The organism is Paenibacillus tianjinensis, from assembly GCF_017086365.1.
Classification (GTDB): domain Bacteria; phylum Bacillota; class Bacilli; order Paenibacillales; family Paenibacillaceae; genus Paenibacillus_AQ; species Paenibacillus_AQ tianjinensis.
The window spans coordinates 886,674-906,605 of sequence record NZ_CP070969.1; the positions used below are offsets into that span (position 1 = coordinate 886,674).

The 19,932-nt window shown below is 51.4% G+C and carries 20 protein-coding genes; 13 read left to right on the forward strand and 7 right to left on the reverse strand.

Annotated elements, in window-relative coordinates; translation table 11 throughout:
• Genes qoxC through qoxA form a run of 3 tightly spaced genes read right to left on the reverse strand, consistent with a single transcriptional unit; the run spans window position 1 to window position 3,581 of the window.
• A complete protein-coding gene (qoxC, locus tag JRJ22_RS03795) occupies window positions 1–597 on the reverse strand; it encodes a cytochrome aa3 quinol oxidase subunit III (protein WP_206103301.1) in 597 nt (198 codons plus the stop codon).
• Window positions 594–2,537, reverse strand: coding sequence for a cytochrome aa3 quinol oxidase subunit I (gene qoxB / locus JRJ22_RS03800; RefSeq protein WP_206103302.1), 1,944 nt, complete (start codon window positions 2,535–2,537; stop codon window positions 594–596). The genes qoxC and qoxB overlap by 4 nt, the downstream gene beginning before the upstream one ends.
• A 36-nt stretch (window positions 2,538–2,573) precedes the next feature.
• A complete protein-coding gene (gene qoxA / locus JRJ22_RS03805; protein WP_206103303.1) occupies window positions 2,574–3,581 on the reverse strand; it encodes a cytochrome aa3 quinol oxidase subunit II in 1,008 nt (335 codons plus the stop codon).
• A 521-nt stretch (window positions 3,582–4,102) separates the two neighbouring features.
• On the opposite strand from qoxA, the gene JRJ22_RS03810 reads away from it, so the two are divergent.
• Entirely contained in the window at window positions 4,103–5,245 is a 1,143-nt protein-coding gene (locus tag JRJ22_RS03810; RefSeq protein ID WP_206103304.1) for a polysaccharide deacetylase family protein, read from the forward strand.
• Between the two features lie 121 nt (window positions 5,246–5,366).
• Here JRJ22_RS03810 and JRJ22_RS03815 read toward each other — a convergent pair whose 3' ends face one another.
• On the reverse strand, window positions 5,367–5,984 hold the full coding sequence (locus tag JRJ22_RS03815) for a TetR/AcrR family transcriptional regulator (protein WP_206103305.1): 618 nt from the start codon (window positions 5,982–5,984) through the stop codon (window positions 5,367–5,369).
• Window positions 5,985–6,149: 165 nt separating this feature from the next.
• Here JRJ22_RS03815 and JRJ22_RS03820 point away from each other — a divergent pair, with 165 nt between their 5' ends.
• The 8 genes from JRJ22_RS03820 (at window position 6,150) to JRJ22_RS03850 (ending at window position 14,141) form a co-directional block, all read left to right on the forward strand.
• Entirely contained in the window at window positions 6,150–7,835 is a 1,686-nt protein-coding gene (locus JRJ22_RS03820) for an MFS transporter (protein ID WP_232381151.1), read from the forward strand.
• 76 nt (window positions 7,836–7,911) lie between these two features.
• Window positions 7,912–9,036, forward strand: a complete 1,125-nt coding sequence (gene aguA, locus JRJ22_RS03825; protein ID WP_206103307.1) for an agmatine deiminase — start codon at window positions 7,912–7,914, stop codon at window positions 9,034–9,036.
• Window positions 9,037–9,172: 136 nt separating this feature from the next.
• Window positions 9,173–9,559, forward strand: coding sequence for a GntR family transcriptional regulator (locus tag JRJ22_RS03830; RefSeq protein ID WP_206103308.1), 387 nt, complete (start codon window positions 9,173–9,175; stop codon window positions 9,557–9,559).
• Window positions 9,552–10,454, forward strand: coding sequence for an ABC transporter ATP-binding protein (locus JRJ22_RS03835; protein WP_206103309.1), 903 nt, complete (start codon window positions 9,552–9,554; stop codon window positions 10,452–10,454). The genes JRJ22_RS03830 and JRJ22_RS03835 overlap by 8 nt, the downstream gene beginning before the upstream one ends.
• The gene (locus JRJ22_RS03840; RefSeq protein WP_206103310.1) at window positions 10,429–12,435 is read left to right on the forward strand and encodes a DUF6449 domain-containing protein; all 2,007 of its coding nucleotides are present in this window, start codon (window positions 10,429–10,431) and stop codon (window positions 12,433–12,435) included. Before JRJ22_RS03835 ends, JRJ22_RS03840 begins: the two co-directional genes overlap by 26 nt.
• Window positions 12,436–12,676: 241 nt before the next feature.
• Window positions 12,677–13,504, forward strand: a complete 828-nt coding sequence (locus JRJ22_RS03845; RefSeq protein ID WP_206104967.1) for a nucleotidyltransferase domain-containing protein — start codon at window positions 12,677–12,679, stop codon at window positions 13,502–13,504.
• Complete coding sequence (locus JRJ22_RS29415; RefSeq protein ID WP_269751869.1) at window positions 13,468–13,602, forward strand: hypothetical protein; 135 nt, start codon at window positions 13,468–13,470, stop codon at window positions 13,600–13,602. Before JRJ22_RS03845 ends, JRJ22_RS29415 begins: the two co-directional genes overlap by 37 nt.
• A 23-nt stretch (window positions 13,603–13,625) precedes the next feature.
• On the forward strand, window positions 13,626–14,141 hold the full coding sequence (locus JRJ22_RS03850; RefSeq protein WP_206103311.1) for a mismatch-specific DNA-glycosylase: 516 nt from the start codon (window positions 13,626–13,628) through the stop codon (window positions 14,139–14,141).
• Between the two features lie 96 nt (window positions 14,142–14,237).
• On the opposite strand, the gene JRJ22_RS03855 is transcribed toward JRJ22_RS03850, so the two are convergent.
• Window positions 14,238–15,197, reverse strand: coding sequence for an MraY family glycosyltransferase (locus tag JRJ22_RS03855; RefSeq protein WP_206104968.1), 960 nt, complete (start codon window positions 15,195–15,197; stop codon window positions 14,238–14,240).
• A gap of 96 nt (window positions 15,198–15,293) precedes the next feature.
• On the opposite strand from JRJ22_RS03855, the gene JRJ22_RS03860 reads away from it, so the two are divergent.
• A complete protein-coding gene (locus JRJ22_RS03860) occupies window positions 15,294–15,980 on the forward strand; it encodes a YjjG family noncanonical pyrimidine nucleotidase (RefSeq protein WP_206103312.1) in 687 nt (228 codons plus the stop codon).
• Between the two features lie 126 nt (window positions 15,981–16,106).
• Window positions 16,107–16,772 (forward strand): hypothetical protein, encoded by a 666-nt coding sequence (locus JRJ22_RS03865; protein WP_206103313.1) that lies wholly within the window; start codon window positions 16,107–16,109, stop codon window positions 16,770–16,772.
• 99 nt (window positions 16,773–16,871) lie between these two features.
• Here JRJ22_RS03865 and JRJ22_RS03870 read toward each other — a convergent pair whose 3' ends face one another.
• Window positions 16,872–17,855 (reverse strand): ring-cleaving dioxygenase, encoded by a 984-nt coding sequence (locus JRJ22_RS03870; protein ID WP_206103314.1) that lies wholly within the window; start codon window positions 17,853–17,855, stop codon window positions 16,872–16,874.
• Window positions 17,856–18,031: 176 nt separating this feature from the next.
• On the opposite strand from JRJ22_RS03870, the gene JRJ22_RS03875 reads away from it, so the two are divergent.
• Window positions 18,032–18,841 (forward strand): AAC(3) family N-acetyltransferase, encoded by an 810-nt coding sequence (locus JRJ22_RS03875; RefSeq protein WP_206103315.1) that lies wholly within the window; start codon window positions 18,032–18,034, stop codon window positions 18,839–18,841.
• A 145-nt stretch (window positions 18,842–18,986) separates the two neighbouring features.
• Entirely contained in the window at window positions 18,987–19,133 is a 147-nt protein-coding gene (locus tag JRJ22_RS03880) for a hypothetical protein (RefSeq protein ID WP_206103316.1), read from the forward strand.
• A gap of 108 nt (window positions 19,134–19,241) precedes the next feature.
• Here JRJ22_RS03880 and JRJ22_RS03885 read toward each other — a convergent pair whose 3' ends face one another.
• Entirely contained in the window at window positions 19,242–19,778 is a 537-nt protein-coding gene (locus tag JRJ22_RS03885; protein WP_206103317.1) for a hypothetical protein, read from the reverse strand.
• Between the last annotated feature and the right edge of the window lie 154 nt (window positions 19,779–19,932).

Consider the following 19,932-nt stretch of genomic DNA (forward strand, 5'->3'; position numbering starts at 1 on the left):
TCACATCATTCCTTTCAGGTAGACGAAGCTGAAGATGAAGATCCAGACAACGTCTAAGAAATGCCAGAACAGTGAGAAGATAAAGGCTTTATTGGCAGTAGCCGGAGTAATTCCCTGCCGCCACAGCTGAATCATGATCCCCGCGCCCCACAGGAAGCCGAAGCTGACGTGGGCACCGTGGGTTCCGAGCAGTACGAAGAGACTGGACAGGAAACCGCTGGTTTGGAGTGTGGCGCCTTCATGGACATAGGTGAAGAATTCATCGATCTCAATGCCGATAAAGCCAAGACCCATCAGGAGCGTGATGCCCATAAAGAACATCATCGCTTTCTTGTAGCCGTGCCGCATAGCATGAATGGCGAGGCCGATTGTGAACGAGCTTGTAAGCAACAGGAAAGTTTCCATCAGCACAGGACCGATTTCAAACAGCTCTTTGCCGCTTGGACCGCTGGCAAAGCGGTTAACCATTACGAAGTATACGGTAAACAGTGTAGCGAAGAGCGGTATTTCAGCCCCGAGAAAAACCCAAAAGCCGAAGATTTTATTACTGTTCTCTTCTGTTGAATATTCCAGCGGCTTGGACGCATCTATTTTCATACAGTCTCACCCCGCAATTTCTTTTCAGTAGCAATAACTTCTTCAGCCGGTACGTAGAAGCCGTGATCCCGGTCAAAGGACATTGCCGCCAGCATAATGATTACGCCGACTCCGGCAACGATCGCTGGAATCCACATGCTGAATACGAGGAAGAAGCCCAGGAAGAAGAAGATGACACCCAGGATAAACGGCTTCCCGGTATTGTTCGGCAAGTGAATCTTAGTGATTTTATCCTCAAACAGCGGCACATTATCCTGCTTGGCTGCCCAGAAGGCATCGCGAGTTTTCACGTTTGGCACTACAGCGAAGTTGTAAGCCGGAATCGGACTTGGTGTAGCCCATTCCAGGGTACGTCCATCCCAAGGATCGCTTGTTGTATCTCTTGGCATGTAGCGTGTACTCCAGTAAATGTTGTAGACCAGGATAACAAAACCGATTGCCAGACCCACTGCTCCGACGAAGGACAGCATATTCAGCGGACCGAAGCCGCTCTCCTCTGAATAGGTGTACATACGGCGGGTCATTCCCATCAGTCCCAGGAAGAAGAGTGGGAAGAAGGTCACGTTAAAGGAAATAATAATCCACCAGAAAGCATGTTTGCCGAGGCGTTCATTAAGACGGAAGCCGAATACTTTCGGGAACCAGTAATGGAAGCCTGCAATAACCGCAAACACTGCACCTGGAATCAGAACGTAGTGGAAATGGGCTACCAGGAACATGGTGTTGTGATACTGGTAATCCGCACTGGCCATCGCCAGCATTACGCCGGTTACACCGCCGATAGTAAAGATCGGAATGAAGGCCAGAGTGTATAACATCGGTGTCGTGAAGGTAATTCGCCCTTTACGTAGGGTGAACAGCCAGTTGAATATTTTGACCCCGGTTGGTACGGCAATCGCCATCGTAGTGATGGAGAAGAAGCTGTTGACCATAACGCCTTGACCCATGGTGTAGAAATGGTGAGCCCAAACCAGGAAGGACAAGAGCGAGATGATGACCATACTGAATACCATTGAGGTATAGCCGTACAGGTTCTTTTTGGAGAAGGTGGCGATAATTTCACTGTAAATCCCGAATGCCGGTAATATAACAATGTAAACCTCAGGATGTCCCCATACCCAGAACAGGTTGGCCCAGAGCATATCCATCCCGCCGTTGGCCATCGTGAAGAATTGTGAGCCGAACAGACGGTCAAACATCATCAGGGCAAGTGCTACGGTCAGCACCGGGAAGGCGAAGACGATAATGACGTTGGTGATCAGTACGGACCAGGTGAACATTGGCATTTTCATCAGCGTCATGCCTGGTGCGCGCATTTTGAGAATGGTAACAATGAAGTTAACCCCTGTAATCAGTGTCCCGATACCGGAAATCTGCAGTGCCAGGGAGTAGTAGTTGTTACCAACGGTCGGGCTGAATTCCAGACTCGCAAGCGGGAAGTACGCGGACCAGCCTGCATCCGGTGATCCCCCGATAACGAAGGAAATGTTAAGCAGCATGGCTCCCATGAAGAAAAGCCAGAAGCTGACAGCGTTGAGGCGCGGAAAAGCAACGTCTCTTGCGCCGATTTGCAGCGGAATGATGACGTTCATCAGACCGATGATAAAAGGCATGGCCATGAAGAGAATCATAATCAGGCCGTGAGTGGTAAATACCTCGTTATAATGCTGCGCATCGAGGAATTTCATTTCCGGTGCTGCGGTTTGCAGACGCATCATTATCGCGTCCACGCCGCCGCGGAACAGCATCAGAAGTGCTGCTAGAATATACATAACCCCGATTTTCTTGTGATCCACGGTAGTAAGCCATTCGCGCCACAGGTATCCCCATTTCTTGAAATAGGTCAACCCGACGAGAATCCCGATGGTAGCGAGTGCGATACTGACCATGGCTCCGTAAATCAAGGGTTCGCCGTGAACCTTAAATTTGTCTAAATCCATTAGGGTGGCTCCTTTCAGGTTGTTGCTATTGCATCATTAGTTCGTAGTTTCTTCAACAGGCGAACTTGGCAGCGGTTCATTAACTTCCGGATTAGGCACACTATCAAACTCTGTCTGGCTGGATGGCTCCGGAGAAGGATGGATTTCCTTGTTGTCCTCATGTTCCATACCGCCGTTCTCCATATCCATTTCCGAGCCGTTTCCGCTCATATGCTCGTTATGGTCACCCGGAGGAGGACTGAACGTCAGATGCGTAGATGAGTAGGTTTTGCGCCCAAGTACTTCGGCGGCGAGCAGACCTTTGAATTCCTCTTCGGTAAGTGCAGGTGCAGTTTCTTTAACTTCCTTCACCCAATCCTGGTAATCCTTATCGGTCATTACAAGCGTCTCGAATTCCATATGGGCAAAGCCCTTACCGCTGAAGTTCGAGTTCTTTCCGATATAAGAGCCCACAGTATCGGCCGAGAGGTTAAGCTCGGTAATCATATCGCTCATCGCGTATTTTTGACCGGCAAGCTGGGGAACCCAGAAGCTCGTGATTGTCCCGAAGGAGTACAATCTGAATTCTACCGCACGGTGAACGGGAATGTTGACGTAATTCACTGTTTCAATGCCTTCCTCAGGATAGCTGAAATGCCATTTCCAGTTGGAGGACGAAGCATAAATGACCAGCGGATCCTGATCCTTGTACTCAGTGGCGACATTCTCGACCGCATGCGTGGACTTAACAGTCACAACAGACAGAAAGGCTACGATGATGATCGGGATGATAATCCAGATGGCCTCAAGAACCTTATTGCCCTCCTCATGTTCAGGAATGTACCCTTCATTGCTCTTCTTTGCCCGGTATTTTACCAGGACGAAGATATATAAGATGTAGACAACTGCGAGGACACCGGCCATCACCAGAATGGAGAGGATGATCGTGTCAGATAAAGTTCGGGCAGCCGGCCCCTTCGGGTTCAGTACGGAAAGTGAACTGCATCCCGGCAGAATGAAGAGCAGGCTCAGAAACAAAGCGTATAACGGTCCCTTTTTTTTCATATAGAACTCCTTCCTTCAATACTTCTTTTCATTAGCCGTTCGATGGCTGGGAAAGCTTAACCTGTATCTATAGTAAGAATTACTTACCCTAATTGCAAAATACATATTTTAACATAATATCTATTATCGACCTTAATAATGGCGATAAAGTTAAATATCTGTGATCAATTTGTTACAAGTGCGGTTAGGTATGACAAAGATCACTGTAGCGACGGGCTTTAAGCTGAATTTAAGGTAGTTCAAAATTTGTTCAAACATTCACAAATGTTGCTAATTTCGTCACAATTATAATGTGTAAAAACGATGCTGTTTAACCGCTTTTTTTGTTGATGCGACAGCATTCGACGAAATATAAGGAATCACTGCCTTTTTGTATAAGAAGGGCTTGCTATGTCATATGTCACAGCCCGAAAAAGTAACAATAATTTATGGATTGGGTTACAATCTCTCAAATTACGTTATATCTATGTATGATAGAGTTAGAGGTAAATATACATAGATTGGAGATTCTGCTCGTGCCTATGAAAAAAGCAATGGCTTTATTAATGTCATTATTCTTATGTTTTGGGATTCTGCAAACCACAGCTAAGGCTGCGGGGGCAGGATCAGTCTTGAAGCTGGGTGTCAACGATAGCTTGACTGAAATCGAAGCTGTATCCGTTAAGGATACCTATTATGTTCCGCTTCGTGCGCTATCCGCAGAACTGAAATGGACCATTACCGGTCTGCAGGAAGGAATTGAAGTTGCGGCCGGAGATCATACGGTACGGCTGCTTAACAATGACGGGGGACTTCAGCTTCCGGACGGAACATTTGCTGCGATGAGCACTTTCCTGAAGGACGGTAAGCTGATGGTGCCTCTGCGGATCAGCACCTACCTTGGGTATAGCTTAACCTTTCAGCCGGATAAATATTTACTTCGGGTACGGGATGCCGGGGCGCTGCTGAGCGACGAGGACTTCATTGTTCAATATAAAGACAAGCTGACACCGCAGGCCGCCAGCGGAACTGCTTCTGCGGATACATCTCCGGCTACTTCTGAGGCCAAGGGGCGGACCCTGTATCTTACATTTGATGACGGGCCGTCGGCAACGACCTCTGAGCTGTTGGGTATAATGGAGAAATATGATGCAAAGGCGACCTTCTTTATGCTGGGGATCAACATGAACCGTTATCCTTCCCAGGTGAAACAGATTGTGAAGGCAGGCTACGGGCTTGGCCTGCACGGAATGACTCACCGCAAGGAGAAATTCTATGCATCTCCGGCCGCTGCACTGGCAGAGATGGCGGGAGACAATGCGGTGCTGAAGAAAATCAGCGGAGCGGAAACGTCACTGATCCGGCCGCCATACGGAAGCAAACCCTATTTCACTCAAGCCTTCAGAGATAAGGTGTTGACCCAGGGTTATCATTTATGGGACTGGAATGTCGACTCAGAAGACTGGAGGTACAAGGAAGATAGCGGCAAAATCTATGCTTCCGTCATGAGTCAGGTGCATAAACTGCAGAAATCGAAGACGAATCCGGTCATACTTATGCATGACCAGAAGGCGACGCTTAAAGTGCTGCCGCGTCTTTTGGAGACCTTCAAGAAGGAAGGATACAGCTTTGCGATTATCACTAAGGATCTTAAACCGCTGAATTTTTGGAAGGATGAACGTTGAGCGGCGAGAAGTGAAACAGCGGCCGGCAGAAGTGATTCTGCCGGCCGCTGTTTTTTTGCTGAGAAAGGTTAAGACGCTTACGGCCATCTCATAATAAAAAATCACAAGTTCAATCTATATATCATACATACAGATACTCAACGAGCATATTGACGAGTTCTCTCTTCAGCCGTTCAGGCGAAACCCGGTGCGGAGAGAAGGCGATTACATCCACAATGGCGTTTACGGACTCGAATACAAGGATAGCTGCCGCTTCCAGGTCGGTAACTTTCAGCTCATCCTTCCCCATTTGGAGAAACTGCAGTGTTCGGACTCGGCCAACTTCATACTGTGCGTCCATCTGCCGCTTAATATCCTCATCGCTGAGATACATAATGGACAGCTCTTTATGGAAACCGGTATAGACCTCATGTGACAACAGGAGGCTGTCTACGAGATGTGTAAGCAGGGAATGTTTGTCCATAATCTGGAAATTAATTTCGGCCATGGAGGAATCGATCCGTTCCAGAAGAACCTCGCTGTACCCCGTCAGCACTTCCATAAATACAGCCCGCTTATCAATAAAGTAAGAATAAAAACTACCTGTAGATACTCCTGCCGCGGCGGCAATTTGCTTAGTATTAGTCTGATGATAGCCTTTCTCCGAAAAAAGCTTCATAGCAGCTTGGACGATCGCCTGCTTGGTTCTAATACTGCGGTCCTGTTGCGGTGTTCTAATCTTATCTTCCGTTTCACCCATGTGTTAAGGTCCCCCTTATATACCCGATTGTAGAGGAGTGCTTTTTTACTGTCAACAAAAGATGAACTATAGTTCATTTTTTTCATTGACAAACATGAACTATAGTTCATATAATTCTAAATATGAACTATAGTTCAGATTATAAAGGGAGTGATGAGGTTGAGTATGCGTGTACGGCGGATTTTTTCTTTTACTGCAATTGTCCTCGGTTTCTTTATGGCACTGCTGGATACCACGATTATTAATATTGCCTTACCGGAGATGACGCGCCATTTCGGGGGAACCGTGTCACAAATATCCTGGATAATGAACGGTTACAATCTGGCGTTTGCCGTGTTTATTCTGACAGCGTCGCGGCTGGCGGACCAGTTCGGGCGTAAGAGAGTATTTTTGATCGGTGTTTTGTTGTTCACGGTGACTTCATTGCTTGCCGGTCTGGCTCCCTCCCTGGGAGTTCTGATTCTGCTTCGTGTTCTGCAGGGTTTGGCGGGGGCGATTATTGTTCCTGTTACAATCCCGCTGACCACGACCACCTTCCCCAAAGAAATGCATGGTCTCATTATCGGCATCTGGGGAGCTATCTCGGGGGTTGCTGCAGCGAGCGGTCCGGCGCTTGGCGGTGTAATTACCCAGCAGCTCAACTGGCAGTGGATCTTTTTTGTCAATGTGCCGCTTGGGGTGCTGAGCATTGTGCTCACAGCGCTGTTCATCCAGGAATCCCGTGACGATTCTGCAGGCAGATCTGTCGATGTTGGCGGTACGCTGGGAATCACCGGAGCGATGTTCTTCATTACCTATGCGTTAATCAAAGTTCAAGACTTTGGCTGGAATTCCCGGGTTATTCTGCTGCTGCTGGCACTGGGCATATTGTTCCTGATCTTCTTTTCCTTCTCGCAGCGGAAAGGAAGGGAGCCGATGCTGCCGCTCTCGCTGCTACGGATCCGTACCTTTAACGGCGCATCGCTGACCATGATTATCGTCGGGGCGGCACTGATGAATATCTCGCTGCTGACCAGCTTTTTCCTGACCCGGATGATGGGAATGACGGAGCTGAAAGCGGGTCTTGTCCTCTCTATGATTGCAGTGGGCTCCATTGTCAGCTCGGCTATATCCGGGCCGCTCTCCGCTAAATACGGGAGTCACCTGTTCGCTGCGGGGGGAGTGCTCATAATGGCTGGTGCCGCCTATTCCTTAAGCGGACTGCAGGCAGATTCGGCGCTGGCCGATGTATTGGTCCGCTTAGTCGCCATGGGACTGGGAACTGGCCTTACGATGGCGCCCGTGATGTCTTCCGCAGTCCGCAACGTTCCTGAAGAGAAGGTGGGAATTGCTTCGGGCATCACGAATATGAGCAAGGCGCTGGGCAGTGTAATCGGTGTAGCAATTATCGTAACAGTGCTGCAGCAGCAAACGGATAATAACCTGCACACCGCCGGGAACCGTGCGGTGCAGGCGGTGAAGGAGGATCAAGTGCTGCAGCCGTTTATTAAACCGGTGCTGATTGCCGCTATTACCTCGCTCGGGCAAGGGGAACACGGCTCAGACGGGAAAGCAGACGGCGATGAAGTGTTCACGGAAGTGATGGCGAAGACCAAGCTTGCCGCTGCCACGCTGAGTCCTGCGGAGCAGCAGGCATTTGCGGCAGACAGCGGGAATCAGTTCCGCGAAGCCGGGCAGCTGCTCTCACAAGCTGCAGCAGGTTTGCAGGGGGCGGCTGTTCATGCCTTCAGCCGGACGTTTGTTTGTGCAAGTCTGCTGATGCTTCCCGGGATTCTCTTTGCGCTGCTGAGCGACAAGCGCCCGAAGAGGCAGAAGGAGACCCTGCTTGAGGCGGAAAGCTCTGCTATTTGAGCTATATACACCAGTAGCAGCAGCCTGTTTATCCGCATAGAATTCTATTAGGATTCTATAGCCGGGGTGAATACGGATGCCACACACAATAGGAAGATCGCCGAGGGAAGACGGTTATCGTATGCCGGGCGAATATGAGCCTCATGCAGGTACCTGGATGCTCTGGCCTACCCGCACCGACACCTGGAGGCTGGGGGCTAAGCCGGCACAGGATGCTTTTGTAGCCGTAGCAGCGGCAATTGCTGAATTTGAGCCGGTGACGATAGGCGTTGCCTCCGGCCAGTTTGAGCATGTACGCTCACGGATGCCAGAGTCCGTCCGGGTAGTTGAGATTTCCTCCAACGATGCCTGGATGCGGGATATCGGCCCGACCTTTGTTCTGAACCGTGAGGGTGGCGTAAGAGGAATTGACTGGGGTTTTAACGCTTGGGGCGGACTAAACGGAGGACTGTATTTCCCATGGGATCAGGACCTGCTGGTGAAACAAAAAGTGCTGGAGATCGAGCGTCTGGACCGCTATGATCTTCAGCATTTTATTTTGGAAGGCGGATCGGTTCATGTAGACGGGGAAGGTACGCTTATCACTACAGAGCAGTGTCTGCTGCACAAAAACCGCAACCCGCAGCTATCGAAGGCGCAGATTGAAGCTGTGCTGCGTAATTCCCTGAATATCGACCAAATTATCTGGCTCCCGCGCGGCATGCTTCATGATGAAACGGATGGGCATGTCGATGAGGTTGCGGCGTTTGTGAGACCCGGCGTGGTTGTAATGAGCTGGACGGACAATCGGCGGGATCCGCAGTATGAGGTGCTGAATGAGGCCTATAAACACTTAAGCCGGGCAACAGATGCACAGGGACGCAGGCTTGACATCCATAAGCTGCAACTCCCGCAGCCCCTGGAAATTACCGGTGAGGAAGCAGGCCGGATTGACCGGGCCAGTCATAGCTACAGCCGCAGAGCGGGAACCCTTTTAGCCGCCAGCTATGTAAATTTCTATATCTGCAACGGGGGAGTGATTATGCCCGGCTTCGGGGACCGTAAGGATGCAGAGGCTTATGTAACGCTAAGCAGATTGTTTCCGGAGCGGAAGGTCGTGCAGATCAATACAAGGGAAATCGCCCTCGGCGGCGGCAATATTCACTGCATTACCCAGCAGCAGCCCAAAGGGCAGCGGATTAAATATAACCTGCCCCGATAAAAGGCCACCAAAACGGCTCTCCGGCAAAGGAGGAAAGCCGTTTCTTTATGTTGACAATAGCATCCGACTGTACTAATAATAGTAGTACAGTTAATACACCTGAGAGAACTGCTATGCAATGGAAAGGAGGATGCTTATGTTCGAACTGGACGTTCGCAGCCGCAAGCCGATTTACGAACAGCTGACGGGTAAGATCAAAGAGATGATTATGCATGGGATTCTCCGGGCAGATGAACAGCTTCCGTCGGTAAGAACGTTATCTTCACAGCTCACAGTCAATCCGAATACGATTCAGAAGGCTTACCGGGAGCTGGAGCGTGAAGAGTATATCTATTCTCTGCCGGGCAAGGGGAGCTTCGTGGCTCCGCTTCGGCAGGAACGCAGTGAGAGCAAACGGGCGGAGCTGCGCGGGGAGCTGCTGCGGCTGATGGCAGAGGCCGTATATCTTGGATTCACCGAAAATGAGATCAGCACATTGTACCGCCAGGTTCTGGAGCAGAGAGAGGGGGAGAAGCATGATTGAGATCCGCGGAGTAAGCAAGATTTTTCAAGGGGAAAAGGCCGTTGACGGCATCTCGCTGACTGTACATAAAGGGGCAATCTACGGATTGCTCGGTTCGAACGGTGCAGGTAAAACGACACTGCTAAAAACGCTCGCTGGTATTTATAGGCCCGAGCAAGGAACGGTTACGATCGGAGGCAAGCCGGTGTTTGAGGCGCCGGAAGTGAAGCAGCGGATTATTTTCATGCCGGATAGCCCGTATTTTTTCCCGCAGGCGTCAATCCGGAGCATGGCTGCCTTTTACCGGTCAATCTATCCGACATGGAGCGAGGAACGTTTCAAGGAACTGGCTGCCGTATTTCGGCTGGATCAGGGCCGGAAGCTCAGCAGATTCTCTAAAGGAATGCAGCGGCAGGCTGCTTTTTGGCTTGCACTGAGCTGTGCGCCGGAGGTACTGATTATGGATGAGCCGATTGACGGGCTTGATCCGGTCATGCGGCGGCAGATCAAGAATCTGCTGTTCCAGGAAGTGGCCGAACGCGGCCTGACTGTACTGATCTCTTCGCATAATCTGCGAGAAATTGAGGATTTATGTGATCATGTCGGCATTATGCATGGCGGTAAAATGCTGGTCGAGAAGGATCTGGATGATCTGAAGGCGGACACGCATAAAATTCAAGTGGCTTTCCGTGATGAACGCCACGCCGGCGCACTTACCGCCAAGCTGCAGATTCTCCATCAGGAGCAGCGGGGCAGCGTTAACCTGTATATCGTAAAAGGCGACCGTGAGCGGATCTCCCGGGCTTTTCATGTCTATGAGCCGTATGTGTTTGATCTGCTGCCGCTGACGCTGGAAGAAATCTTTATTTATGAAATGGGGGATGCCGGTTATGACGCGCAGCCGATTCTTCTTTAACAGCAGCGTGATCCGCCAGAATTTGCGCCAGCACGGCTGGATCGGAATTATTTATACCCTTGCTCTTCTATTCGCACTGCCGCTGCAGATGTTCATGAACGGTGACCCGAATGCCAAACCGCAGACGGTACAGAATCTGTTCTTCGTCGGCGGAGAGATTCAGATGCTGTTCGTCGTTACGGTTCCTGTAGCTGCCGGTTTATTCCTGTTCCGTTATCTGCAGGCCAAAATGCCGTCTGATCTGTGGCATAGCCTCCCGCTGCGCCGGGAGCATCTGCTGGTGTCCCATACGGTGAGCGGTCTGATTCTGCTGTTGGTTCCCATCTGGCTGACGGGTGCTGTTACTGCCATAGTGCAGCCGCTGGATAGTAATATGTACATTTATACTGGATCGGATGTCTTGGAATGGTGCCTGACGCTAAGTATCCTTACGCTGTTCCTGTTTATCTTCAGCATGTTTGTTGGCATCTGTACCGGACAAACGGTGCTTCAGGGGGCGGTGATCTACATCCTGCTGCTTCTGCCTGTCATGCTGCTCCAATTGGTCAATGAACATTTCGGGATGTACCTGTACGGTTATCCCAGATGGTACGGGGCGCAGGCGCATATGGAAGTATGGTCCCCGATTCTGCATATGATCTACGTGAATACTAATGCCTTCAGCGCCGGTGATCTGTGGATGTATTCGGCCTTGTCTGTCCTGTTATTTGCGCTGTCTGTTATACTGTACCGCAGACGCCACGGGGAAAAGGCAGGCCAGGCGATTGCCTTTACGTATTTCAATCCGCTGTTCAAAGCGGGGGTCATGTTCTGTGCGATGCTGATCTCCGGCACCTATTTCGCCCAGCTTAAGCAGCTGCAGCTTGGCTGGATCATCGCGGGCAACCTGGCCGGAGCGCTTATCGGCTACATTGCGGCGGAGATGATCATCCGCAAAACCTGGCAGATTCTAACCCGCCGGGTGCCGCTGGAATTTGCCGGTTATACATTGCTGCTGGGTCTGCTGCTGTATATTCCGGTCTCAGGAATCTCCGGCTATGAGAACCGGGTGCCGGCTCTTGAGAAGATTGAAGGTGTTTATGCAGGAAGTGATTATGCGGCTAATGATGCATATTTGAATAATACCAATCCGAATATCAGCAAGGAGGATCCGTTCACTAAGGATCGGAACTATATCGAGGCTGTACGCAAGCTGCATCTTGCCGTGGCCGCTGCACGCCCGGAGATTCCGGCGAATAATTCATACTCGGATTACCGGCAATTCTATCTGTCCTACCGGCTTGATAACGGGCGGATCGTACAGCGTTCCTACCTGATTCCCACTGCCGGGTTTGAACCGGAGCTCAAGGCCGTGATGGAGAGTGAGGGATACAAACGCAAAGCGTATATGCTGTCCCGGCTTGATGGGGACATCGAAGGCTTCCGCTTAGATAACTACAATAAAGCGCTGAGCCTTTCGGACCCGCAGGAGGTTAAGGAATTCAAAGAAATTCTGAAACGGGAAATTCTGAATATGACCTATGAGGATCAGAACCAGAGGCTTCTCCAGCCGCCATATGCGTCAATCCAAATCATGAGTAAGCCGGATGCTACCGGGTATCAGCTCTACTACGCCTACGAATGGCAGTCCTCCTTCAAGGAGCTGGGAGCGTGGCTGGAGCAGAAGGGGTACGCCGATAGAATCCGTACCCAACCAGGTGATATTGCATCTGCAGAGATCATTCTGGATAATTACAATGACCAGCTTCCTGCTGCTGAGCGATATGATGCTGAGCGTCACCTGCAGCTGGCCCGCAGCGAGAAACGTTCGGCTGTGATCCAAGATGCTGACGCTATTGCCGATATCCTGGAGAATCAGCGCTATTATAAAGCGGAGAGTGGCGATTACCTGGTGAAGCTGGTCTATAAAGAGGGCAGAACGGATTATGTTACATTGCAGAAACAAGACTTAACACCAGCGGTTAAAGCTATCCTCCCATAAATATGGAATACGCCAGCGCAGCTGGCTGCTCTAAGGCGGGTTGACAGAAACTGGATTCTATCCGTCCAACTGTCCTCCCTGGTTCATAGCGTAGTCTCAGCAGCAGTATATGTATCGCCGGAACGGTAGTTTAGCGTTGCAGCATATGTAGCTGGAAGTCTGCTATAGACGGAGCGGGGCCATGGATGATAGAATCCATGGCCTTTTTGTATTGTTTTGGAGCTGAAGGGAGTGTTGAATGATGTCTGAAATTCATAAAGAGATTGTGCGCCAGCTGCGTTCGATTGAAGCGGAAGAGAATGTGCGTATTCTGTATGCCTGTGAGTCGGGCAGCCGGGCCTGGGGCTTTCCGTCCAAGGACAGCGACTACGATGTCCGGTTCCTATACTTGCGCCGGCCGGAGGCTTATCTGTCGATCCTGGAGCCGAGAGATGTGATCGAACGGCCAATCAGCGATCTGCTGGATATTAACGGCTGGGATTTGAAGAAAGGCCTGACGTTGTTCCGCAAATCCAATCCGCCGCTGCTGGAGTGGCTGCAGTCCTGTATCCGTTATGAAGAAAACTACACGGTGGCAGAGAGCATCCGCAAGCTTTCGCCGCTGGGGTTTTCACCTAAGTCATGTATCTATCACTATCTGAACATGGCACGGGGCAACTATCGCACCTATCTGCAGGGCAGCGAGGTCAAAATCAAAAAATATTTCTATGTGCTCCGCCCGCTGCTGGCCTGTGCCTGGATAGAGAAATACAATGAGGTTCCGCCATTGGAATTTTCCGTCCTGGTAGAGGAGCTCATTCCGGCAGGCACCCTCCTGAGAGAGACTGTGAACAACCTGCTGATCCGCAAAATGTCAGGCGATGAACTGAATCTGGAGCCGCGCCTTGAAGTGATAAATACATATTTGGAGCAGCAAATCGCCTATTTTGAAGAAGCGGCCTCCCGGTTTGGTCCGGGGGACGGCGTATCGTATGAAGTGCTGGATGAGCTGTTCCGCGCGGCGCTGGCAGAGGTATGGGGAGAAGATAGCTTATGGACCGCTGGGGTAAGCCGGCGGAGCCGCAACTAAGGGAGGAAACGGCAGGCACCCATGTGCTTCTTGCAGCAGACACGGTTAAGGCCGCGGCTTCCGGTGTAACCTTCTATTATGCGGGCAACGAAGTATAACTAAGTGAAGCGGAGGGCTGTTCATGGAGGAAGTACCGGATCACCTGGAGCACGGTCTGCAGATTGTCTTTATCGGCTTTAACCCGAGCATCCGCTCAGGAGAGCTGGGGCATCATTATGCGAACCCGCGCAATAACTTCTGGCGGATTCTTCACCAGTCGGGTCTGACGCCGCGCCTGTACGAGGCCTCGGAGGATGGAGAGCTGCTGAAGCTGGGTTATGGCTTTACGAATATTGTCGCCCGTCCGACGGTAGGCGCGGAGGATATCACCCGGGAGGAATATACTGAAGGGCGTGAGCTGCTACGCGGGAAGCTGGCTCTGTACCGTCCGGAGATTGCCTGCTTTGTTGGCAAAGGGGTCTATACGGAGTTCAGCCGCAGAACCAAGGCGGAGTGGGGGTTCCAGCAGACAGAGCCGGTAGTTGATGGTGTGCGCGAGTTTGTTGCCCCTTCCTCCAGCGGTCTGGTCCGGATGCCGATGCAGGAGATTGTGAATATTTACCGCAGATTATACGACTTTACCCATGAGGGGGTTTGAATGAAGCACGGGGGTCATGGGAAAAGCAAAACACCCTTGCAGGCAAGGGTGTTTTTGTCTGTTTCCGGCAGATGAACGAACCGGCATGCCTAAATATCAGGTTTCAATTAACAGCAGAATGATCGAGGACAGGGACAGGCAGACGCTGACCAGATACAACACAGCAACAACCTGCTTCTGGTTCAATCCGGCTTTGAGCAGCCGGTAGTGTACCTGGCTGGCATCGGCCTGATAGATCGCTTTGCCTTGAATGAACCGTTTGATTACGACAAAAATATTATCGAAGATCGGCACGCCCATTGCCAGAATCGGGATGAACAGCGACAGCACAGTAGCCTGCTTAAAGGCTCCGTCCAGTGCGATTACCGCCAGGATAAAACCGAGGAAGGTAGCGCCGGCATCACCCATAAAAATTTTGGCAGGTGCCTTGTTAAAGCGTAAGTAGGCCAGGGTCACACCGACCAGAGAAATGGCCATGATGGCGGATGCGGACTGGCCCTTCATGAGCGCAACGATGAACAGCGTGATTGCTGAGATTGCCGTAAGTCCTCCAGCCAGGCCGTCCATGCCGTCGGAGAAATTAATGACCGTAGTGACACCGAAGATCCAGACGATCGTCAGCACGAACTGCAAAATGAACGGCAGGGAAATGTAGTCCCCTGAGAACGGGTTGATGAACCCGGTAAAAGCATTGCCGGACAAGAACACAAGAACGGCCGCCGCAATCTGTACGATAAATTTGGGCAGCGCAGGGAAATCCTTGCCTTTTGTCTTGTACCAGTCATCGATAGTACCTATAGTGAGCAGAAGCACCCCGCCGATGAAGAGGGCGAGCGTCTCCAGCGAGAAATCCCGGGCAAACAGCAGGTATGTAATGAAAAAACCGATAAATATCGCATAGCTGGCTGTCAGAGGAATAGGCTCCCTATGGATTTTACGTTCGACATCCTGCCGGGGCCTGTCCACAAAATCAAGCCAGAACGCAAGCTTGCCAAGCGGAGGGATGAGCAGGTAAACGATGAAAAATGACACCAGGAACGATAAAACGTATAAAATGACAATCACCACCGTTGATTTTTTTAAACAGGTCTGTCTAAATTATATCGCAGAGGATGTTATCTTGTCGATTGTACGTACATTTGGAGGCGAATCATGAAATACGATGTAATTTTATTTGATGCGGACGATACGCTGTTTGATTACGGAATGGCTGAGGGGCAGGCTTTCCTGAATGTATTTACCCATTTCGGGCTGCCGACCGGAGCCGATGAGTATGCGGCCAGCTACCAGACCATCAACCGGGCGTTGTGGGCGGATCTGGAAGCGGGGCGGATTACCTCCGCTGCGCTGCGGGTGGAGCGGTTTAACCGGCTGTTTGCTGCCCATCAGCTCGATTTGAACCCGGAGGAATTCAGCGAGGCCTATTTGCGGTTTCTGGGAGAAGGTACGTTTCTGATTCAAGGTGCGGTAGAGCTATGCGAGGAGCTGGCGGCCTGCAGACTGGCGATTATTACAAATGGAATCAAGGAAGTGCAGCTGTCCAGAATCAAGGGGTCGCCGCTTGCGGACACTTTTGAGCAGATAATCATTTCTGAGGAAGCGGGTTATCAAAAGCCGGCCACCGGCATTTTCGACTATGCTTTTGAGAAGCTGGGGATTACGGATAAGCGCAGGGTGCTGATTGTCGGGGACTCGCTGACTTCGGATATCCAGGGCGGAATCAACTACGGCATCGATACCTGCTGGTTCAACCCGCTGGGCAAAGCTAACAGTGCAGGGATTATGCCGACCTACGAAATCCGTGAGCTGGCTGCACTGCCGGAGATTGTCCATGAATAGCAGCAAGCGGGCCGGTTATAGGGTGTTTTTCCGTTAGAAAAAGGTTGGCGGGGTTCTCCTGGTGGTAAATATATGAAGACGCAACATTCATTTCTACATCATTCTAATACACGGGAGAGGATAGCTATGAACTTGAATAAAAAATGGCTGATTGCCGCGGTCGTTACAGGCATGGCGGTGACCGGCTCAGCAGGGGTCTATGCCGGAGCCAAATTACAGCAGATCAAAGCTTATTTAAACCACAGCATTGGAGTGGTCGTTGACGGTACGCCCTACTGGCTTAAAGACGGCAACGGCAAAACCTTAACGCCGATCACCTACGAAGGTCTTACGTATCTGCCGATCCGCTCGGTTGCAGATGCCCTGGATGTGCCTATCACGTATGATTCTGTAAATTATAAAGTCAGAATTGGCAGCGGTGCGGACACGGCTGAAACGCCGGGAACTTCCGGAAGCACTCCGGTGGAGAGCACGCTGAGGCCGGTCAACCTGCCGAAGGATTTTCCGATCCCGGGAGATGCCATCATTGCGACTACGGTGGATACGGATGTCGATGGTGTGAAGAAGGCCGCGTTCAGCTATTCAACGCAGGAATCGCTGGATACCATGGGCTTCGTGTACAGTGAGTATGTCCGGATCAAACGGCTGGACAATGCCTCGCAGACCGTGACTTCAACAACGGTCAAAATCACCGGCCTTCTGGGCGGCACAAGTCCGGTCTCGATCACAGGCAAGCCGTCCACCGCCCGTCCCGGCTTCACGATCTTTACGATCACCTGGTCAGAGAGCTGATCTTATTTTCACCTGCTGAATAGGGAATAACAACAACAGCTGCGTTCCAGGGCCGGAACGCAGCTGTTTGTGCTGCTGTTAGAAGAGACAGGCCGGGACTCAAGCCTGCTGACGGGTATTTAGCGGCTTGAGATGGGCTTCAATCTGGGCGCGTTTGTCTTCCAGAAACGGCGGAAGGGCAAGGGATTCGCCAAGATGCTCCATAGGCTCGTCGGTGGCAAAACCGGGCCCGTCCGTAGCCAGCTCGAACAAAATGCCATTGGGTTCGCGGAAGTACAGGGAACGGAAGTAAAATCGGTCAACGAAGCCGGAATTAGGCAGCTGGACGGTGCGGATGCGCTCGATCCACAGCTTGAGTTCCTCCTCATTGTCGACCCGGAAGGCGACATGATGCACGCCGCCCCGGCCGAGCCGCTCCTGCGGCAGATCGGTGCGCTCTTCCAGATGCACCTCAGCGCCGGAGCCGCCTTCTCCGGTTTCAAATACCACGACATCCGGCTGTCCGTCTACAGGTGATGGATAGCTTCCTTTGCGGCGGAACCCCAAGAGATCCTCCAGGATGAGTGCGGTATGCTCAGCATTCTCGACGGTGAGATGAGCGGGTCCGAGCCCAATAATACCGTATTCGGCCGGTACCGGGCTGTCCGCCCATGGCTTGTCTCCGGCAACGCCCTGATTGTTCTGATCGGATACGAGCAGGAACCGCTGCCCCTCATGATCACGGAAGCCCAGCGTCTGGCGGCCGCCGCGTTCAGCGATGGTCTCGTGCTCTACGTTAAGTTCTGTAAACCGCTGCTTCCAATAGTCGAGTGCCTGATCATCCGGCACGCGCAGCGACAGTGTGGAGATGCTGTTGTTGCCGTCACGGTTGCGTCCGGCGTTCGGAAGCTCGAAGAAGGTCAGCTCTGTGCCGGGATTGCCTGCTTCATCGCCGTAGAATAGGTGATAGACCGAGATGTCATCCTGGTTCACGGTTTTTTTGATCAGTCGCAGCCCAAGCACTTCGGTGTAGAATTTGTAATTCTCCGGCGCTCTGGCTGTAATCGCAGATACATGGTGAAGGCCTTTTAATGTTAAACTCATGGTGTACCCTCCTTGAAAGTGTACTTTCAAATAAAACTGTATGGAAATATAGGAATGAGCCCGTTACTGTTCTATCGGAAGTTTAGTGAATAATATTAAGTAACTATAATTTTATAAGTAAAGTAAGATGATTGCAAGCAGAGATTTTAACCTATCCAGATAAGGAGAGAAATGTAATGCATACCGAAGCCAGCCTCTTGAAGCAGCTAAAGGAGCTTGGAATTAATCCGCGGGGGACACTGCTGGTTCATTCTTCATTCAAAAGCATCGGCCCCGTGCAGGGTGGTGCAGATACGGTGCTGGATGTGCTGTCAGTGTATATGAAGGATGGACTGCTCGTCCTGCCTACGCATACCTGGTCGTATATTGATGCTAGTCATCCGCGGTTTTCTGTGGAGGAATCGCCTGTCTGTGTCGGCATTCTGCCAGAGCTGTTCCGGCGGCGCCCGGGTGTCATCCGTTCCTGGCATCCGACCCATTCCGTGGCTGCCCTCGGCAGGGATGCCGAGGCTTTCACTGCCGGAGATCACCGCTGGGATACCCCATGTGCCCGGGGGTCGGTCTACGGCAAGCTGCTGGACCGGAGCGCGGAGATTATGCTGCTTGGCGTGGATCTGCGGCGCAATACGTTCATTCACGGCATTGAGGAATGGGTAGACATTCCCGGCAGAATGACCGATGAGCCTGAGCTGCTGTACACAATCACTCCCGACGGCACGGAAATTCCCGTGCCGTCACGCAGACATTGCGGTCTGTCATGGTCCCAGCATTTCTGGAAGGTAGAGCAGGTTCTGGAGGATGGGGGAGCCTTGCGCAAAGGCCGCTTTGGAGATGCGGCTGTTATGATCTGCGGCGCTGTAGAAACTACGGATATTCTGAGCAGGATGCTGGCGGAGAACCCTGATCTGTTCGGTGACAACGAGCCTTTGCACGGTCAGCCGGTACCCGAGCCGCTGCCCAAGACGAAACGGGGGCTCCCGGAATAACGTATCAGGCCAGGCTGTAATGTTGAAATCGCATGCAGAAGCTGCCTTAGTATATTCTGAATTATGGTTTACAATGTTTGGAAATCCATGGTAAGCTGGCTACAAATTTACGAGCCGGCAAATGGCTGAGGGAGGCGAAGGATCAATGAATAAGGTGAACGGGTATGAACAGAAGCTCCAGCATGGCTGGAATGAGCAAGTTCGACTATCCAACCAACCGGCATTTGATTCTTATATAGAGGATACCCAGGTATCACGCAGCGCTCCCTTGCCTCCCGGTGTGCAGGTCTAATCCTGCCCCGCCGATATGGCTATACCGGGAACTCAGGCTGCGTGCACCGCAGTCTTTTTCTTTGCCCTTGGATAAGGGTAGGGTAGAAGACCGCGGGACGCAGCTTTTTTATTGTCCGGCGGGTGAAACGAGCCAATCAGAGGTATAAATCCCTCTGATTCCGCCGTACCCGGGCGAAACGTACAAATCAGAGGTATAAATCCCTCTGATTCCGCCGCACCCGGGCAAAACGAGCCAATCAGAGGTATAAATCCCTCTGATTCCGCCGCGCCCGGATGAAACGTACAAATCAGAGGTATAAATCCCTCTGATTCCGCCGCGCCCGGATGAAACGTACAAATCAGAGGTATAAATCCCTCTGATTCCGCCGCGCCCGGATGAAACGTAGAAATCAGAGGTATAAATCCCTCTGATTCCGCCGTACCCGTGCGAAACGTACAAATCAGAGGTATAAATCCCTCTGATTCCGCCGCACCCGGGCGAAACGTACAAATCAGAGGTATAAATCCCTCTGATTCCGCCGCACCCGGGCGAAATGTACAAATCAGAGGTATAAATCCCTCTGATTCCGCCGTACCCGGGCGAAACGTACAAATCAGAGGTATAAATCCCTCTGATTCCGCCGCGCCCGGGCAAAATGTACAAATCAGAGGTATAAATTCCTCTGATTCCGCGGTGCACCCTTATCTCGGGACGTTTACTTACCGATTCCCGGCAACTGAAATATAAGAAAAACTTCATACCACCATGAAAGGAGAGAGAAGCATGAATACAAAGATGAATTGGCAAGAGCAGGAGC

What these genes read in the sequence shown, in the direction of transcription:
- qoxC (WP_206103301.1), bottom strand. Translation starts at nt 597, where the DNA reads ATGAAAATAGATGCGTCCAAGCCGCTGGAATATTCAACAGAAGAGAAC.
- qoxB (WP_206103302.1), bottom strand. Translation starts at nt 2,537, where the DNA reads ATGGATTTAGACAAATTTAAGGTTCACGGCGAACCCTTGATTTACGGA.
- qoxA (WP_206103303.1), bottom strand. Translation starts at nt 3,581, where the DNA reads ATGAAAAAAAAGGGACCGTTATACGCTTTGTTTCTGAGCCTGCTCTTC.
- JRJ22_RS03810 (WP_206103304.1), top strand. Translation starts at nt 4,103, where the DNA reads ATGAAAAAAGCAATGGCTTTATTAATGTCATTATTCTTATGTTTTGGG.
- JRJ22_RS03815 (WP_206103305.1), bottom strand. Translation starts at nt 5,984, where the DNA reads ATGGGTGAAACGGAAGATAAGATTAGAACACCGCAACAGGACCGCAGT.
- JRJ22_RS03820 (WP_232381151.1), top strand. Translation starts at nt 6,150, where the DNA reads ATGCGTGTACGGCGGATTTTTTCTTTTACTGCAATTGTCCTCGGTTTC.
- aguA (WP_206103307.1), top strand. Translation starts at nt 7,912, where the DNA reads ATGCCACACACAATAGGAAGATCGCCGAGGGAAGACGGTTATCGTATG.
- JRJ22_RS03830 (WP_206103308.1), top strand. Translation starts at nt 9,173, where the DNA reads ATGTTCGAACTGGACGTTCGCAGCCGCAAGCCGATTTACGAACAGCTG.
- JRJ22_RS03835 (WP_206103309.1), top strand. Translation starts at nt 9,552, where the DNA reads ATGATTGAGATCCGCGGAGTAAGCAAGATTTTTCAAGGGGAAAAGGCC.
- JRJ22_RS03840 (WP_206103310.1), top strand. Translation starts at nt 10,429, where the DNA reads ATGACGCGCAGCCGATTCTTCTTTAACAGCAGCGTGATCCGCCAGAAT.
- JRJ22_RS03845 (WP_206104967.1), top strand. Translation starts at nt 12,677, where the DNA reads ATGTCTGAAATTCATAAAGAGATTGTGCGCCAGCTGCGTTCGATTGAA.
- JRJ22_RS29415 (WP_269751869.1), top strand. Translation starts at nt 13,468, where the DNA reads ATGGACCGCTGGGGTAAGCCGGCGGAGCCGCAACTAAGGGAGGAAACG.
- JRJ22_RS03850 (WP_206103311.1), top strand. Translation starts at nt 13,626, where the DNA reads ATGGAGGAAGTACCGGATCACCTGGAGCACGGTCTGCAGATTGTCTTT.
- JRJ22_RS03860 (WP_206103312.1), top strand. Translation starts at nt 15,294, where the DNA reads ATGAAATACGATGTAATTTTATTTGATGCGGACGATACGCTGTTTGAT.
- JRJ22_RS03865 (WP_206103313.1), top strand. Translation starts at nt 16,107, where the DNA reads ATGAACTTGAATAAAAAATGGCTGATTGCCGCGGTCGTTACAGGCATG.
- JRJ22_RS03870 (WP_206103314.1), bottom strand. Translation starts at nt 17,855, where the DNA reads ATGAGTTTAACATTAAAAGGCCTTCACCATGTATCTGCGATTACAGCC.
- JRJ22_RS03875 (WP_206103315.1), top strand. Translation starts at nt 18,032, where the DNA reads ATGCATACCGAAGCCAGCCTCTTGAAGCAGCTAAAGGAGCTTGGAATT.
- JRJ22_RS03880 (WP_206103316.1), top strand. Translation starts at nt 18,987, where the DNA reads ATGAATAAGGTGAACGGGTATGAACAGAAGCTCCAGCATGGCTGGAAT.